The sequence below is a fragment of the Streptomyces sp. NPDC018029 genome (assembly GCF_044327655.1).
Taxonomy (GTDB): domain Bacteria; phylum Actinomycetota; class Actinomycetes; order Streptomycetales; family Streptomycetaceae; genus Streptomyces.
Map to the genome: position 1 here is coordinate 281625 of NZ_JBIRFV010000011.1, position 15956 is coordinate 297580.

Annotated in this window: 15 protein-coding genes and 1 riboswitch; of the genes, 5 read left to right on the plus strand and 10 right to left on the minus strand. The window is 69.7% G+C overall.

Features of this window, described 5'->3' with window-relative positions; all coding sequences use genetic code 11:
* Positions 1-47 precede the first annotated feature (47 nt).
* A complete protein-coding gene (locus ACH4D5_RS31345; RefSeq protein ID WP_398308889.1) occupies positions 48-722 on the minus strand; it encodes a trimeric intracellular cation channel family protein in 675 nt (224 codons plus the stop codon).
* Positions 723-873: 151 nt separating this feature from the next.
* On the opposite strand from ACH4D5_RS31345, the gene ACH4D5_RS31350 reads away from it, so the two are divergent.
* Entirely contained in the window at positions 874-1059 is a 186-nt protein-coding gene (locus ACH4D5_RS31350; RefSeq protein WP_398308891.1) for a hypothetical protein, read from the plus strand.
* Between the two features lie 54 nt (positions 1060-1113).
* Here ACH4D5_RS31350 and ACH4D5_RS31355 read toward each other — a convergent pair whose 3' ends face one another.
* From ACH4D5_RS31355 to ACH4D5_RS31390, 8 genes are all read right to left on the minus strand, one after another.
* Positions 1114-2274, minus strand: coding sequence for an ABC transporter ATP-binding protein (locus ACH4D5_RS31355; RefSeq protein WP_398309036.1), 1161 nt, complete (start codon positions 2272-2274; stop codon positions 1114-1116).
* 53 nt (positions 2275-2327) lie between these two features.
* Positions 2328-3425: an ABC transporter ATP-binding protein gene (locus ACH4D5_RS31360; protein ID WP_398308892.1), complete on the minus strand. Its 1098-nt coding sequence runs from the start codon at positions 3423-3425 to the stop codon at positions 2328-2330.
* Complete coding sequence (locus tag ACH4D5_RS31365) at positions 3422-4423, minus strand: ABC transporter permease (RefSeq protein ID WP_398309039.1); 1002 nt, start codon at positions 4421-4423, stop codon at positions 3422-3424. Before ACH4D5_RS31365 ends, ACH4D5_RS31360 begins: the two co-directional genes overlap by 4 nt.
* A 132-nt stretch (positions 4424-4555) precedes the next feature.
* Positions 4556-6310 carry an ABC transporter substrate-binding protein gene (locus tag ACH4D5_RS31370; RefSeq protein ID WP_398308894.1) on the minus strand — a complete coding sequence of 585 codons (1755 nt, stop codon included), beginning with the start codon at positions 6308-6310 and terminating at the stop codon, positions 4556-4558.
* 102 nt (positions 6311-6412) lie between these two features.
* Positions 6413-7417 (minus strand): ABC transporter permease, encoded by a 1005-nt coding sequence (locus ACH4D5_RS31375; protein WP_365362329.1) that lies wholly within the window; start codon positions 7415-7417, stop codon positions 6413-6415.
* 352 nt (positions 7418-7769) lie between these two features.
* Positions 7770-8537: an enhanced serine sensitivity protein SseB C-terminal domain-containing protein gene (locus ACH4D5_RS31380; protein ID WP_398308896.1), complete on the minus strand. Its 768-nt coding sequence runs from the start codon at positions 8535-8537 to the stop codon at positions 7770-7772.
* A gap of 73 nt (positions 8538-8610) precedes the next feature.
* Positions 8611-9393: an enhanced serine sensitivity protein SseB gene (locus ACH4D5_RS31385; RefSeq protein ID WP_398308898.1), complete on the minus strand. Its 783-nt coding sequence runs from the start codon at positions 9391-9393 to the stop codon at positions 8611-8613.
* A 59-nt stretch (positions 9394-9452) separates the two neighbouring features.
* Positions 9453-10151: an AAA family ATPase gene (locus tag ACH4D5_RS31390; protein ID WP_398308900.1), complete on the minus strand. Its 699-nt coding sequence runs from the start codon at positions 10149-10151 to the stop codon at positions 9453-9455.
* A gap of 140 nt (positions 10152-10291) precedes the next feature.
* Positions 10292-10398, plus strand: a riboswitch (glycine riboswitch).
* A 149-nt stretch (positions 10399-10547) separates the two neighbouring features.
* Here ACH4D5_RS31390 and gcvT point away from each other — a divergent pair.
* The 4 genes from gcvT to ACH4D5_RS31410 all read left to right on the plus strand — a co-directional run bounded on the left by gcvT (position 10548) and on the right by ACH4D5_RS31410 (position 14936).
* The gene (gene gcvT, locus ACH4D5_RS31395; protein ID WP_398308902.1) at positions 10548-11672 is read left to right on the plus strand and encodes a glycine cleavage system aminomethyltransferase GcvT; all 1125 of its coding nucleotides are present in this window, start codon (positions 10548-10550) and stop codon (positions 11670-11672) included.
* A 58-nt stretch (positions 11673-11730) separates the two neighbouring features.
* Entirely contained in the window at positions 11731-12108 is a 378-nt protein-coding gene (gcvH, locus tag ACH4D5_RS31400) for a glycine cleavage system protein GcvH (protein ID WP_398308904.1), read from the plus strand.
* 23 nt (positions 12109-12131) lie between these two features.
* Positions 12132-13391 carry a serine hydroxymethyltransferase gene (glyA, locus tag ACH4D5_RS31405; RefSeq protein ID WP_398308906.1) on the plus strand — a complete coding sequence of 420 codons (1260 nt, stop codon included), beginning with the start codon at positions 12132-12134 and terminating at the stop codon, positions 13389-13391.
* Between the two features lie 159 nt (positions 13392-13550).
* Positions 13551-14936, plus strand: a complete 1386-nt coding sequence (locus tag ACH4D5_RS31410; RefSeq protein ID WP_398308908.1) for an L-serine ammonia-lyase — start codon at positions 13551-13553, stop codon at positions 14934-14936.
* Here ACH4D5_RS31410 and ACH4D5_RS31415 read toward each other — a convergent pair.
* A complete protein-coding gene (locus tag ACH4D5_RS31415) occupies positions 14923-15936 on the minus strand; it encodes a LacI family DNA-binding transcriptional regulator (protein WP_398308911.1) in 1014 nt (337 codons plus the stop codon). The two genes, ACH4D5_RS31410 and ACH4D5_RS31415, sit on opposite strands and share 14 nt — an antisense overlap.
* Between the last annotated feature and the right edge of the window lie 20 nt (positions 15937-15956).

Genomic DNA, 15956 nt, shown 5'->3' on the forward strand with positions numbered 1-15956 from the left:
AGCGGTAGCTTTTCCGGGACGCTCAACAGCCACGGCCCCGGAGTGCTTCACGGCGTCTCCCGCACCTCTGCCTCCACCGCGGTGGAGCGGCGGTTCCAGGCGCGCGGCGCCCGCCAGTGGTAGCGGATCGCGAGCAGCCGCAGGGTGAACGCCGTCACGGCGGCGAGGCCGCTGGTGAAGCCCGTCAGCTGCTCGAAGTGGATGCACAGGGCGACCATCGTGGCGCCCACGATGGCGGGGACCGCGTACAGGTCGCGGTCCCAGCGGACCAGCGAGGGCACTTCGTTGGCGACGATGTCGCGGAGCACGCCGCCGCCCACCGCGGTCATCAGGCCCAGGGTCGCCGACGCGGTGAGCCCGAGGCCGTAGTCGTACGCCTTGGTCGTGCCCGCCACACAGAACAGGCCGAGGCCCGCCGCGTCGAAGACGTTCACCGCGAGCTGGGTGCGCTCGACCTCGGGGTGCAGGAAGAAGACCAGCGCGGCCGCGAAGAGGGGGGTGATGAAGTAGCCGAGGTCGGTGAAGGCGGCCGGCGGGACCGCCCCGATGACCAGATCGCGGAAGAGGCCTCCGCCCAGCGCGGTGACCTCGGCGAGCACGGCGATGCCGAAGACGTCGAAGTTCTTGCGCACGGCGAGCAGCGCGCCGGAGATCGCGAAGACGAAGATCCCCACGATGTCGAGCGCGTGCTGGACGGAGGGCGTGAACAGATCCTGGAGCACGCGCCATTCTTACGCGTGTCTTCCCCATGGCCGGACCGCCCTGCCCGCCGCCTTCTCCCCGGTTTGAGGGTTGTCGGGCCGGCACCTATGGCCACCCATGGACCTTGCCCGGGAAAGTCTCACAAAGGAGTTCAATGACAGGGTTGAACCCATGAGATTCCAGTTGGAGATCGACATGGGTGAGACCGCGTTCGACGGCAGGGCCGCCGAGGAGCTGGGCCGGATCCTGCGGTACTGGGGCGGCAACCTCGGCCACTACGCGCTGACGCCGGGCGACGGCGAGAGCGTCTACGACTCCGCGTACCGGGAAGTGGGGCGCTGGACCGTCACGGAGTGACACACGACAGAGGGAGGGCGCGCGATCAGTCGCACGCCCTCCCTCCCGTGGCCACTACTTCGAGGGCTTCTCCGAGGGCTTCTCCGGTGCCTTCTCCGAAGCCTTCTCGGCCGCCGCCGTCTCCTCCGCCTTGGTCGCCACCGAGACCACCTCGATCGCCTCCTTGGCCGCCGAGAGGAGCACGGTGTCCTGCGGCGCCTGGTCCGCCGCGTTCTCCGGGTGGTGGCACGCCACCTGGTGCCCGGTGGCGAGCGCGGTCAGCGGCGGCTCCTTGGTCTTGCAGATCTCCGTCGCCTTCCAGCACCGCGTGTGGAAGCGGCAGCCGCTCGGCGGGTCGATCGGCGAGGGGACGTCGCCGCGGAGCAGGATCCGCTCGCTCTTGACGCCGCGCCGCTTGGGGTCGGGCACCGGCACCGCGGAGAGCAGCGCCTTCGTGTACGGGTGCATCGGCGTGGAGTAGAGGTCGTTGCGGTCGGCCAGCTCCACGATCTTGCCGAGGTACATCACCGCGATGCGGTCCGAGACGTGCCGGATGACCGACAGGTCGTGCGCGATGATCACGTACGTGAGGCCGAGCTCTTCCTGGAGGTCGTCCAGGAGGTTGACCACCTGGGCCTGGATGGAGACGTCCAGGGCGGAGACCGGCTCGTCCGCCACGACCAGCTTGGGCCGCAGGGCGAGGGCCCGCGCGATGCCGATGCGCTGGCGCTGGCCGCCGGAGAATTCGTGCGGGTAGCGGTTGTAGTGCTCCGGGCTGAGCCCGACCCGCTCCAGCATCTCCTGCACGGTCTTCTTCACGCCGCCCTCGGGCTTGACGCCCTGGAGCTTGAAGGGCGCGCCGACGATCGTGCCGATGGTGTGCCGCGGGTTCAGCGACGAGTACGGGTCCTGGAAGATCATCTGGACGTCGCGGCGGAGCGGGCGCATCCGCGCGGTGTTCAGATGCGTGATGTCCGTGCCCTCGAACTCGACGCGGCCGCCGGTCGGTTCGAGGAGCCGAGTGATCAGCCGGCCCATCGTCGACTTGCCGCAGCCGGACTCGCCGACCACGCCGAGCGTTTCACCGGGGCGTACGTCGAAGGAGAGGCCGTCGACCGCCTGCACCGCCGCCACCTGGCGCTGGAGCAGCCCCTTCTTGATCGGGAAGTGCTTCACCAGGCCGTCGACCTTGAGCAGCGGCTCGGACGAGCCCTTCGCCTGCGCCGGGATCGTCATCTCCTGGCCCTTCACGTCCTGGCCCTTCGCGGCCTGGCTCTTCGCGTCATCGTTCACAGCTTCGGCGCAATCTCTTCGGTCCAGATCCGGGTGCGCTCGTCCTGCGACATGTGGCAGGCGGAGTAGTGCCCGGCGGCCACCTCGCGCAGTTCGGGACGCTCGCGGCGGGTGATCTGATCCTTGGGGATGTCCGCGTAGGGGCAGCGCGGGTTGAAGGCGCAGCCGCCCGGCAGGTTGATCAGGCTGGGCGGGGAGCCCTTGACCGGGATGAGCCGCTCGGTCTGCTCGCGGTCGATGCGGGGCATCGAGCCCAACAGGCCCCAGGTGTAGGGGTGCTGGGGTTCGTAGAAGACCTTCTCCGCGGTGCCGCGCTCGACGCACCGGCCGCCGTACATGACCAGGAGCTCGTCCGCCATCTCGGCGACCACGCCCAGGTCGTGCGTGATCATGATGACGGCGGAGCCGAACTCCTTCTGCAGATCCCTGATGAGGTCGAGGATCTGCGCCTGGACGGTCACGTCGAGGGCGGTGGTCGGCTCGTCGGCGATGAGCAGCTCGGGGTTGTTGACCAGCGCCATCGCGATCATCGCGCGCTGGCGCATGCCGCCGGAGAACTCGTGCGGATAGGAGTCGACGCGCTTGTCCGGCTGCGGGATCCCGACCCGGTCGAGCATCTCGATCGCCCGCTTGCGGGCGGTCTTCTTGTCGACGTCGTTGTGGACCCGGTACGCCTCGGTGATCTGCTTGCCGATGGAGTAGTACGGGTGCAGCGCGGAGAGCGGGTCCTGGAAGATCATCGCCATCTCGCGGCCGCGCAGCTTGCGCACCTCGTCCGGCGGGGCGGACAGCAGCTCCTTGCCGTCCAGCCAGATCTCGCCGGAGATCTGCGCCCGGCGGGCGCCGTACTGGCCCGCGGTGTGCAGGCCGAGGATGCCGAGCGAGGTGACCGACTTGCCGGAGCCGGACTCGCCCACGATGCCGAGGGTCTTGCCCTTCTCCAGCTGGAAGCTGAGCCCGTCGACGGACCTGACCAGGCCGTCGTCGGTCGGGAAGTGCACCTTGAGGTCGCGCACCTCGAGGAAGGCGGAGGGAGCGGGCGAGCCGGTGACGGGCTCACCCACCGCGGCTCCGCTCTTGGACAGTTCGGTCATCCCAGCCTCACTCGCGGGTCGATGACGGCGTACAGAAGGTCGACGACGAGGTTGGCCACGGCGATCGCGAGCGCCGCGCACAGGGTGACGCCCAGGATGACGGGCAGGTCCTTGCTGCTGATGGCCTTGACCGCTTCGAGGCCGAGCCCCGGCAGGTTGAACGTGGACTCGGTGAGCACCGCGCCGCCCATCAGGACGCCGAGGTCGAGTCCGAAGACGGTGAGGATCGGGGTCATCGCGGAGCGCAGCGCGTGCTTGCGGATGACGGTGGGTTCGCCGAGGCCCTTGGCGCGGGCGGTGCGGATGTAGTCCTCGCCGAGCACTTCGAGCATCGTGGCGCGGGTGAGGCGGGCGTACATCGCGGCGTTGAGGAAGGCGAGCACGATCCACGGCAGGATCATCGTCTGGAGCCAGACGTCGATCGAGTCGTCGGTGCTGAGACTGTCCGCGATCTTCACCCAGCCGAGTTCGTGGACGAAGATGCCCATCGCGATCATGCCGGTGAAGAAGACGGGGAGCGAGACGCCGCCGAGGGCGGTGGTCATCGCGGCGCGGTCCCAGATGGTGCCCCGGCGCAGCGCGGAGATCACGCCGGTGATGACGCCGCCGGCCAGCCACAGCACACAGGCGCCCGCGGCGAGCGCACCGGTGACGGGCAGGGCGTCCTTGAGGGTCTCCCACACCGGCGCCTCGGTGCGGAAGGAGTAGCCGAAGCAGGGGGCCGGGCAGTGTGTGACGTCACTGCCGTTGACGTAGTCGCGGCCCATCGGGATGCCCTTGATGAAGTCCCAGAACTGGACCAGCAAGGGATCGTTGAGGCCCAGTTTGACGCGGATGCCTTCGAGCTGCTCGGCACCCGACGCCTTGCCGGCGAAGAGGACGGCGATGTCCTGTCCCGCCCACTTGGGCAGCATGAAGAAGATGGTGAAGGTCGCGAGCAGTACGACCAGCACCATGATGATGACGGCGATCAGGCGCCGGATGAGATAAGCAAGCACTGTGCGCGGCCCGGCGGTGGCCGGGACCCCCTCGTGAGGGGTCCCGGCCACCGCCCGGGGCCATCACCTGCCCTTCGGACTGGCGGGATTCGGCGGCGGTGGAACGGTCAACTGCGGTTCGTGCGGCGCCTGTTACTTGACGACGCCGAGCGAGACGTAGTCGTACCGGCCGTTGTAGGCGTCGGACATGTAGGCGTTGGTCAGCCGCGATCCGCGCCAGGTGATGTTCTTCTCGTAGAGGAAGGGCATCCAGTCGGCCTGGTCGAGGATCCGCTTGTCGAGCTGCTTGTAGATCTCGCCGGCCTTGGCCGGGTCGGTCTCCGCGATCGCCTTGTCGAAGAGCGCGTCGATCTTCTTGTCCTTGATCTGCGACTCGTTGTAGTTGCCGTTCTCGATCAGGAAGCGGCTGTCGAACAGCGGCTGCGCGTAGCCCTGGCCGGACGGGAAGTCCGGGCCCCAGCCGCTCATCTGCATGCTGTAGCCGCGCTTCTTCACGACGGACGGCGAGCCGGTGATGCTGGCGGAGTCGGCGCCGTCGAGGGACTCGACGCTGACGTCGATGCCGACCTTCTTCAGCTGGGCCTGGAGCGCCTCGGCGGCGTCGACCTCACCCGGGTTGTTGTTGCGGGCGGTGAGCTTGGCCTTGAAGCCGTTCGGCTCGCCGCACTTCTTCAGCTCTTCCTTGGCCTTGGCCGCGTCCGGCTTGCCCTTGCGCGCGAGGACGCCGTACGGGTCGTAGTCGCTGTGACCGGGGATCGCCTTGGGGAACGTGCTGTTGGCGATGTCACCGGCCGCGACCTTGCCGCCGCGGGTCTGCTGCAGGCTCGCGAAGTCCGTGCCGTAGAAGACGGCCTTGCGGCAGTGGACGTTGTCGAAGGGCTCGGCCGTGTGGATCAGCGCGACGTAGCGCACGAAGGACGTGTGCATGTTGTCGACGTTGTCGCGGTGGTCCGAGACGGCGGTGACGCGGCCGGACTGGGTCATGCCCGTGCCGTTGAGGTCGACGTCGTAGTCGCCCTCCATCAGCTTCTTGTCGTTCTCCTCCAGGTTGGCGGAGATCGTCACGTCGATCTTGTCGGGCAGCGCGGCGCGGATCGGGTCCGAGGACTTCTTCCAGGCCGTGTTGCGGACCAGCACGATCTTCTTGCCGGACTTGTACGTCTCGAACTTGTACGGGCCCGAGGAGAACGGGCGCGCGGTGTACTTCGCCTTGGTGTCCTTGGACTCCTTCACCGGCGAACCGGTGGGCATGGCGAGGAACTGCTCGAAGTCACCGTTGCGCTTGGGGAGCTTGAAGACGATGGTCTGGTCGTCGGGCGTCTCGATCGCCTTCAGACCGCCCTTGTCCTTGTAGGGGCCCTTGTACTTCTTGTCGGGGTCCAGCGCGTGCCGGATGTACCCCGGGCCACCGGTGATGGTGTCCGTCGCCCAGGAGCGCTCGATGCCGTACTTGACGTCCTTGGAGGTCAGCTTGGAGCCGTCCTCCCAGGTGACACCGTCACGCAGCTTGTACGTGTAGGTCTTGCCGTCGTCCGAGATCTTCGCGGTGGAGGTGGCGAGGTCCGGGACCAGCTTCGTGCCCGCCTTGCCCGGCTTGGTGTCGTAGGACACCAGCTGCCGGGTGTAGAAGCGCATGAAGTCCCACGACATGCCGTAGTAGGCGCGCTGGGGGTCGGCCGAGTCGAGGTCCTGCTTGCCGACCATCTTCAGCGTCCCCCCCTTCTTCTTGGACGGGTTGGCGACCTTGTCGAGCGCGGCGTTGTAGCCGGCACCCTTCGAGTCGCCGTCGCCACCGTCACCGCCGCCGCACGCCGTGGTGGTCACCAGCGCCGCGACGACGAGGGCCGCACCGCTGGTGAGCCGTCGTTTCGAGGAAACTGTGGGCATTTTCTCGTAACCTCCGAGATTCGCGGTCCCTGGCCATGTGCTGCCGGAGAACCATGGTTAGAGCCACCTGACATGCGGCAGGGGCAAGCCGGTTGGGCGCTGCTAGCGCGTCCCCTTCGGGTCGAGCGCGTCCCGCAGCCCGTCGCCGAAGAGGTTGAAGGCCAGCACGGTGATGAAGATCGTGACGCCCGGGAAGACCATGAACATCGGGTCGTGCTCGTACGTCTCGAGCGCGTCCCGCAGCATGCCGCCCCAGGAGGCCGTCGGCGGCTTCACACCGGCGCCGAGGAAGCTCAGGGCCGCCTCCGTGAGGATGTTGGTCGGGATCATCAGCGTCGCGTAGACGGTGATGGGGGCGACCAGGTTGGGCAGCAGTTCGCGGAACAGGATGTGGCGCCGTCCGCCGCCGAGGCTGCGGGCCGCCTCCACGTACTCGCGCTCACGGAGCGAGAGCGTCTGACCGCGCACGATCCGGCCGACGTAGGGCCAGCCGAAGAAGCCGATGACCAGCACGAGGATGCCGACGCGCACCCCGCTGCCGGTGAGACCGAGCAGGTCGTCCGGCAGGACCGAGACCAGCGAGATGATGAAGAGCAGCTGCGGGAACGAGAGCAGTACGTCCATCACGCGGCTGATCAGGGCGTCGACCCAGCCGCCGAAGTAGCCGGCGATGATGCCGAAGAGGGTGCCGAGGGCGACGGCGACCACGGCCGCCAGGAAGGCCACGAGCAGCGAGATGCGTGCTCCGTAGACGATCCGGCTGAAGATGTCGCGGCCCTTGTTGGGCTCGACGCCGAAGAGGAAGTCGCCGCTGACACCGCCGAGCGCGCCCTTGGGGAGGTTGGTCAGCTCGTCGAGCTCCTCCTGGTGGAAGTCGTTGGGCGGATGGCCCAGCAGGCTCACGATCAGGGGCGCGAAGATGGCGACGAGCACCAGGAACAGCACCGTGATGCCGCCGGCCAGGGCGACCTTGTCCCGCTTCAGGCGGTTCCAGGCGATCTGCTTGAGGGACCGACCCTCGACCTTTTTCACCCCTGCATCAACTGCGGGGGCGACGTCCTCGGTCGGGTCCGCGTCCGCAGGTGTGTCATGCAATGGTGCCGTCATCGTGGCAGGGACCCCTCTCAACCGGTGGTGACCGGCCCGCACTTGCCGCTGTAGCGACGTGATCAGTCCGTCGTACACAGGGGGCGAAGGCCCCTGGAGCGGGAGTCTTCATCCACGTCGCGATCTGTTACCAGACTTGACGGGGAAAGGATGCGCAACCGTGATGCTGATCGGGGTGTTCCGTTATCCGGACGCGGGTGAACGAGGGGCGAACACGGGGCAGTTGGGGTGCAAGGCACCACGGGAGCCCATAGGCTCCCACCGGCACCAGAACGGACATCGCGCCGGTCGTGGCTGCTCGGTGGCCGCGCCGGGACTGCTCAGGGGCCGCCCGGTGGCCGGTTCGCGCCGCTCAGTACTGCGCGGGGTAGCCGTAACCGCCGGCCTGGGCCGGGGCGGCCTGCGCCTCGCGGTCGTAGAACGGGCGGGCGTTGGCGCGCAGCCACATCGCGACCGGGTCGTAGTCGTCGGACATCGCGACGGTCGAGACGGGCAGTCCCTCGGGGACGGCGGGGATGGACTGCTGCATCATCGCCCGCACCGCGTCGACCGACGGCGGCGACGTGTCGTACACGTCCAGGCCGATGGCCAGATAAGGCGCCCCCAGCGCGGGCTGCACCCAGGCGCGGCGCAGCGAGCGCACCGCCGGGGTGCGGTGCGCGTTCTGCGTCAACAAAGCGTAGAACTGGGGGATCTCGATGCTCGGCTCGGTGAGCCGGAGCGGGCCCGCGGGCAGCAGGTCGAGCCCGGTGGCGATGCGGCGCAGGTCGAGCCAGGGGACGCCGACGCCGCCACCGGGCGCGTGCGGGTTGAGCCAGAGGCCGTAGTGGTCGGGATAGAGGGTGCGGGCGATGTCGGTGCCGCGCACCACTTCATAGCTGCGGTTCCAGCCACTGGCGGAGAGCTCCTGGGCGGAGGTCACACAGGGGGCGTAGCCGATCCCCTCGACCTCCATGTTCCCGTACTGGGCGTCGGGGGAGCCGGCCTGGCCGTGCCAGAGCAGCATCCACACCTGGTCGGCGGCGAGGGCGCGCAGCAGTGCCTCGTACGCGTCGTAACGCCCCGGCGTCACCTGGCGCAGCAACTGCTCCAACTGCCCGGCCGTGCCCGACGCACTCACCCGTAACCGCTCCTTCGTGACGAACTCGGTGGCCCCAAGGAAGAGCCGGGAAGACCCAGAGAATGCAACCAGCTTAAGCGGCGATGCGGTGGTAGAACGGCCGCACCTGCGCACGCAGCCAGTCGCCCACCGGGTCCTGCGCCACGTCGAGCAGCACGAGGTTCACCGGCCACGGGGCCGGCACCTGGCCGAGGGCGCGGCCGAGGGCCTCCATGGGGAGCTCGCGGGCGTTGCCGTCCCAGGTGGACAGCTCGACGCCGACGAAGAGGACCGGGGCGTCCGTCTCGATGTCGGCCAGGCAGCGGCGCGCGGTGAGCACCACGCCGGTCGCCTCGAACTCGCGGCCCGCCGCGGCGAGGAAGTCCACCGGGTCGTGCTGCCAGTCCGGTTCGTAGAGACGCACCCGGCCGCCGGTCGTGGGCCCGTCCAGCGGGGTGCGGCCGGCCCGGCAGAGCTCGGCCACGGCGGGCGGCGGCAGCGGGACGCCGACGGTGCCGTCCGGGTTCAGCGCGATGCCCAGCTGCGGCGGGAGGCCGCGGGCGAACTCCACGGCGGGTGCCACGGTGCGGCCCATCCGGTCGGCCGCGTCGCCGAGGGCCTGCCGGAACTGCTGTTCGGAGCTGAAGACGGGGACGTACGCCTGGCCGTCGATCTCCAGGGTCGGCAGGTCCAGGGTGCCGCTGTCGGGGCCCCCGCCGTTCGGCAGCGGGATCCAGATGTGGCTGCGGCCGAGCACCTCGACGATCCGGCCGCCCGCCGACGCGTCGGCGCCGAGGGAGGCGGCGAGGACCTCCTCCAGTTCGTTGCCCGGCCATCCGCCGTACGGATGGGCATGTGCCTGCGCCGGAAAGTCCATCTGTCCAACCCCTGCTCGCGACCGCTCTGCCTGCGGCTCGAACCCTAGCGCCGGTGGGCTCACCGGTCGAAGGCGATCGCCCGCAGCGCCTGCGCCGCATCCCGGTCGAGCAGCACCGCGGAGTGGCAGCCGCGCGGCAGGTCACCGCGCTCGGTGGCGCCGACGAGGCGGCCGACCGTCCTGCGGTGCCGCGTGAACGCGTACCGCGAGACGCCTCTGCCGCGCTCGCGCTGGCCCTGGAGCGCCGTGTCCACCGGGACGTCGAGCAGCAGCAGGTGCAGGGCGGAGCCGCGGCGGGCGGCCTCGCGGGCGAGCCAGCGGCGCACCCAGGCCTGGGTCCCGCAGTCGTGCACGACGACGCCGGCGCCGGTGCGCAGGGTGCGGCGCAGGCCCGCGTAGTGCGCGAGGCGGACCAGGGGGCGGTAGACCGCGTACGGCAGCAGGCGGGGCATGCGGCGGGCCCAGCGGTCGCGGGTGTCCTGGGAGTCGATGCGCGGGCCCGTGACGGCCTGCCGCATCAGCGTCGACTTTCCGCCACCGGGCAGGCCGGAGACGACGACGAGGTCGCCCTCGCCGAAGGTGAGGCGGCGGGGGCTGTGGCCGGCCCGCTGCCGCAGGTCCCGGACGACGGCCACGGGGAGCGGGCCGCAGCTCTCCGCGGCGGGGGTGGCGGCCTGCTTCGGCAGCGCCACTCCCGTGGTAGTGGCAAAGACACTGGTCCTGCTGCGCACCGTGATCGGCCTCCCCGTAGCGGTCACGTACTGCTTTCCCCAGCAAGTGTAAAGAGAAGGTAATGCGGCACAAGAGCATTCCGGGCAGTGCGATCCGTGTCCTGCCACGGCTCCCCGTGGCCGGGGTCGCGTGCAATGATGTGCCCGCCAACTCCATACCGGCCGTTTGAATCCGCGCGGGAGAGTTCCCGGAGCCAGCACGCACGCGTGCCCGGGGCGCCGAAGGAGCAAGTCCCTCCCTTGAATCTCTCAGGCCCCGTACCGCGCGGGCGAGGCACATCTGAAAAGCGGGCCGCCCCGGTGGCCCCACCCAAGGTGCAAGCCGGGCGTCTCACATATCGGGACACGCTCGGCGAACCTCTCAGGTTCCGATGACAGATGGGGAGGATCGACCTCGCCCGTCATGCCCTGGGAGTTCCCTTCATGAGCACTGCCCCCCGTCTCACCGCCCTCGATGCCGTGCATCGTGCGCTCGGCGCGACCATGACCGACTTCGCGGGCTGGGACATGCCGCTGCGGTACGCCAGCGAGCGCGACGAGCACAACGCCGTGCGCACCAAGGCCGGTCTCTTCGACCTCTCCCACATGGGTGAGATCACGGTCACAGGACCGGCGGCCGTGGACTTCCTGAACTTCGCGCTGGTCGGCAACATCGGCTCCGTCGGTGTCGGCCGTGCCCGCTACACGATGATCGTCGCCGAGGACGGCGGCATCCTGGACGACCTGATCGTCTACCGCCTCGGCGAGACCGAGTACATGGTCGTCGCCAACGCCTCCAACGCGCAGACCGTGCTCGACGCGCTGACCGCCCGCGCCGACGGCTTCGACGCCGAGGTACGCGACGACCGCGAGGCGTACGCGCTCCTCGCCGTCCAGGGTCCCGAGTCCCCCGGCATCCTGAAGTCACTCACGGATGCCGACCTGGACAACCTGAAGTACTACGCGGGTCTGCCGGGCACCGTCGCGGGCGTCTCCGCGCTGATCGCCCGCACGGGCTACACCGGTGAGGACGGCTTCGAGCTCTTCGTCTCCCCCGGTGACGCCGAGAAGCTGTGGAACGCGCTCATGGAGGCGGGCACGCCCGTCGGCATGGTCCCCGCCGGCCTCTCCTGCCGCGACACGCTGCGCCTGGAGGCGGGCATGCCGCTGTACGGGCACGAGCTGACGGCCGAGCTGACGCCGTTCGACGCCGGGCTCGGCCGGGTGGTCAAGTTCGAGAAGACGTCGCAGTCGGACTCCTTCGTGGGCCGCGCGGCCCTGGCCGCCGCCGCCGAGCGCGCCGAGACCGCCCCGCCGCGCAAGCTGGTCGGTCTGGTCGCCGAGGGCCGCCGGGTCCCGCGCGCCGGCTTCTCCGTCGTCGCCGACGGCAAGGTCATCGGCGAGGTCACCTCCGGCGCCCCGTCCCCGACGCTGGGCAAGCCGATCGCGATGGCGTACGTCGACGCCGAGCACGCGGCCCCGGGCACGCAGGGTGTCGGCGTCGACATCCGCGGTACGCATGAGCCGTACGAGGTCGTGGCCCTGCCGTTCTACAAGCGCCAGAAGTGACCCCCCGCACATCGTCCCCGTTCCGCAGCACCCACCCGCGTACAGGAGAATTCGACTCATGAGCAACCCCCAGCAGCTGCGTTACAGCAAGGAGCACGAGTGGCTGTCGGCCGCCGAGGACGGCGTGGCGACGGTCGGCATCACGGAGCACGCGGCGAACGCGCTCGGTGACGTCGTCTTCGCCCAGCTCCCCGCGGTCGGCGACACGGTGGTCGCGGGCGAGTCCTGCGGCGAGCTGGAGTCGACCAAGTCGGTCAGCGACCTCTACTCCCCGGTGAACGGCGAGGTCGTCGCCGCCAACCAGGACGTCGTCGACGACCCGTCGCTGGTCAACTCCGCCCCGTTCGAGGGCGGTTGGCTGTTCAAGGTGCGCATCACGGACGAGCCGGACGACCTGCTCTCCGCCGATGAGTACACCGCCTTCACCGCCGGCTGACCCATACCGATAGGGATCGTGTGATGTCGCTTCTGAACACCCCTCTCCACGAGCTGGACCCGGACGTCGCCGCCGCCGTCGACGCCGAGCTCCACCGCCAGCAGTCCACCCTGGAAATGATCGCCTCGGAGAACTTCGCTCCGGTCGCCGTCATGGAGGCCCAGGGCACCGTCCTCACCAACAAGTACGCCGAGGGCTACCCCGGCCGCCGCTACTACGGCGGCTGTGAGCACGTCGACGTCGCCGAGCAGATCGCGATCGACCGGCTCAAGGAGCTGTTCGGCGCCGAGTACGCCAACGTCCAGCCGCACTCCGGCGCCTCCGCGAACCAGGCCGCCCTCTTCGCGATCGCCCAGCCCGGCGACACGATCCTCGGCCTCGACCTGGCGCACGGCGGCCACCTCACCCACGGCATGCGCCTGAACTTCTCCGGCAAGCAGTTCAACGTGGTCCCCTACCACGTCGACGAGGCCGGCCTGATCGACATGGCCGAGGTCGAGCGCCTGGCCAAGGAGAACAACCCGAAGGTGATCATCGCGGGCTGGTCGGCCTACCCGCGCCACCTGGACTTCGCCGAGTTCCGCCGGATCGCCGACGAGGTCGGCGCGAAGCTGTGGGTCGACATGGCGCACTTCGCCGGGCTCGTCGCCGCCGGTCTGCACCCGAACCCGGTGCCGTACGCGGACGTGGTGACCTCCACCACGCACAAGACGCTCGGCGGCCCGCGCGGCGGCATCATCCTGGCCCGCAACAAGGACTTCGCGAAGAAGCTGAACTCCGCGGTCTTCCCCGGCTTCCAGGGCGGCCCGCTGGAGCACGTGATCGCGGCCAAGGCCGTCTCCTTCAAGGTCGCCGCCTCGGAGGAGTTCAAGGAGCGCCAGCAGCGCACCCTGGACGGCGCCCGCATCCTGGCCGAGCGCCTGGTCCAGGACGACGCGAAGGCCGTCGGCGTCGACGTCCTGTCCGGCGGCACGGACGTGCACCTGGTCCTCGTCGACCTGCGCAACAGCGAGCTGGACGGCCAGCAGGCCGAGGACCGCCTCCACGAGGTCGGCATCACGGTCAACCGCAACGCGGTCCCGAACGACCCGCGGCCCCCGATGGTCACCTCGGGCCTCAGGATCGGCACCCCGGCGCTCGCCACGCGCGGCTTCCAGGAGGAGGACTTCCGCGAGGTCGCCGACATCATCGCCGAGGCCCTCAAGCCCGGCTTCGACGCGGACGGCCTCAAGGCCCGGGTGACCGCTCTGGCCGACAAGCACCCGCTGTACCCCAACCTGTAGCATTTTCGTACGCTTTCCTTCGTACGAAACGACGGGGCACCGCGCACACTGGAAGTGAACACAGTGAGTGCGGTGCCCCGGCTCATGTCCGGCGCACGCCCCGCTCTCTGCACCACCCCGGCAGACAACGGCGTCTACCAACCACCCTTTGGAGTTCTCGTGGCCATCTCGGTCTTCGACCTGTTCTCGATCGGCATCGGCCCGTCCAGCTCCCACACGGTCGGTCCGATGCGCGCCGCCCGCATGTTCGCGAGCCGCCTCAAGAACGAGGGCCTGATGGCCCACACCGCCGCGATACGGGCGGAGCTGTACGGCTCGCTCGGCGCCACCGGCCACGGGCACGGCACCCCGAAGGCCGTCCTGCTCGGTCTGGAGGGCGAGTCGCCCCGCACGGTGGACGTGGAGACGGCCGACGACCGCGTGGAGAAGATCAAGAGCAGCGGCCGCCTCAACCTGCTCGGCATGCACGAGATCGACTTCACCTTCGACGACGACCTGATCCTGCACCGCCGCAAGGCGCTGCCGTACCACGCCAACGGCATGACGGTCTTCGCGTACGACCGTGAGGGCGCCCTCGTCCTGGAGAAGACGTACTACTCGGTGGGCGGCGGCTTCGTCGTCGACGAGACCGTGCTCAATCAAGAGGGCGCCGAGGGCGAGAACCCGATCGTGCCGGACGACACCGTCCTGAAATACCCCTTCCGCACCGGTGACGAGCTGCTCCGGCTCGCCGAGGAGACCGGCCTGTCCATCTCCGCGATGATGTTGGAGAACGAGAAGGCCTGGCGCACGGAGGAGGAGATCCGCGAGGGGCTCCTCGACATCTGGCGGGTCATGCAGGCCTGCGTCTCCCGCGGCATGTCCCGCGAGGGCATCCTGCCGGGCGGTCTCAAGGTCCGCCGCCGGGCCGCGAACTCCGCCCGTCAGCTGCGCGCCGAGGGCGACCCGCAGGCCCGCGCCATGGAGTGGATCACGCTCTACGCGATGGCGGTGAACGAGGAGAACGCGGCGGGCGGCCGCGTGGTCACCGCCCCCACCAACGGCGCCGCGGGCATCATCCCGGCCGTCCTGCACTACTACATGAACTTCATCCCCGGAGCCGACGAGGACGGCGTGGTCCGCTTCCTGCTCGCCGCGGGCGCCATCGGCATGCTCTTCAAGGAGAACGCCTCGATCTCCGGCGCCGAGGTCGGCTGCCAGGGCGAGGTCGGCTCCGCCTGCTCGATGGCGGCGGGCGCGCTCGCCGAGGTCCTCGGCGGCTCCCCGGAGAAGGTCGAGAACGCCGCCGAGATCGGCATGGAGCACAACCTCGGCCTGACCTGCGACCCGGTCGGCGGCCTCGTCCAGATCCCGTGCATCGAGCGCAACGGCATGGCGGCGGTCAAGGCCGTCACCGCCGCGAAGATGGCGATGCGCGGCGACGGCTCCCACAAGGTCTCCCTCGACAAGGTCATCAAGACCATGAAGGAGACGGGCGCCGACATGTCCGTCAAGTACAAGGAGACGGCCCGCGGCGGCCTGGCGGTCAACATCATCGAGTGCTGACGCGCTGCGCGGTCGAGCCGCGCACGACGAGTTCCGGCTCGAAGAGGAGCTCGCCGGGGTGCGTCTGGGTCCCGCGGATCTGGGCGCACAGCAGGTCGACCGCCGCGCGGCCCATCGCCTCGATGGGCTGGCGCACGGTCGACAGGGGCGGCTCCGTGCAGGTCATGAAGGCCGAGTCGTCGTAGCCGACGACGGAGACGTCGGCGGGGACGGCGAGGCCCCGTCGGCGGGCGGCCCTGATGGCGCCGAGGGCGAGCGGGTCACTGCCGCACACGATGCCGGTGACGCCCCGCTCCAGGAGGCGCGCGGTCGCGGCCTGGCCGCCCTCCAGCGAGAAGATCGACCGCTCGACGAACTCCTCGACGAACTCCGTGCCCGCGGCCGCCGCCACGCCCCGGGCGGCTTCGAGCTTGCGGCGCGAGGGCATGTGGTCGGCGGGGCCGAGCACCAGGCCGATCCGCTCGTGCCCGAGCGAGGCGAGGTGGCGCCACGCCTGTTCGACGGCGATGGCGTCGTCGCACGCGACGCAGGGGAAGTCGAGGCCGTCGATCGACGCGTTGATGAGCACGACCGGGATGTTCCGCTCCGCAAGCCGGTGGTAGTGGTCGTGCGGCGCGTCGGCCTCGGAGAAAAGACCCCCGGCGAAGACCACGCCGGAGACGTGCTGCTGGAGCAGGAGTTCCACGTAGTCGGCCTCGGAGACGCCGCCCCTGGTCTGCGTGCACAGCACGGGCGTGAGCCCCTGCTGTGCGAGGGCGCCGCCGATGACCTCGGCGAACGCGGGGAAGATCGGGTTCTGCAGCTCGGGCAGGACGAGGCCGACGAGCCGGGCGCGCTCGCCGCGCAGCTGCGTGGGCCGCTCGTAGCCGAGGACGTCCAGCGCTGTCAGCACGGACTGCCGTGTCGCGGCGGAGACGCCGGGCTTGCCGTTGAGGACGCGGCTGACCGTCGCCTCGCTGACCCCCACCTTCTTCGCAACTTGAGCAAGTCGTCGCGTCATGGCCGCAAGAATAGCGCAAG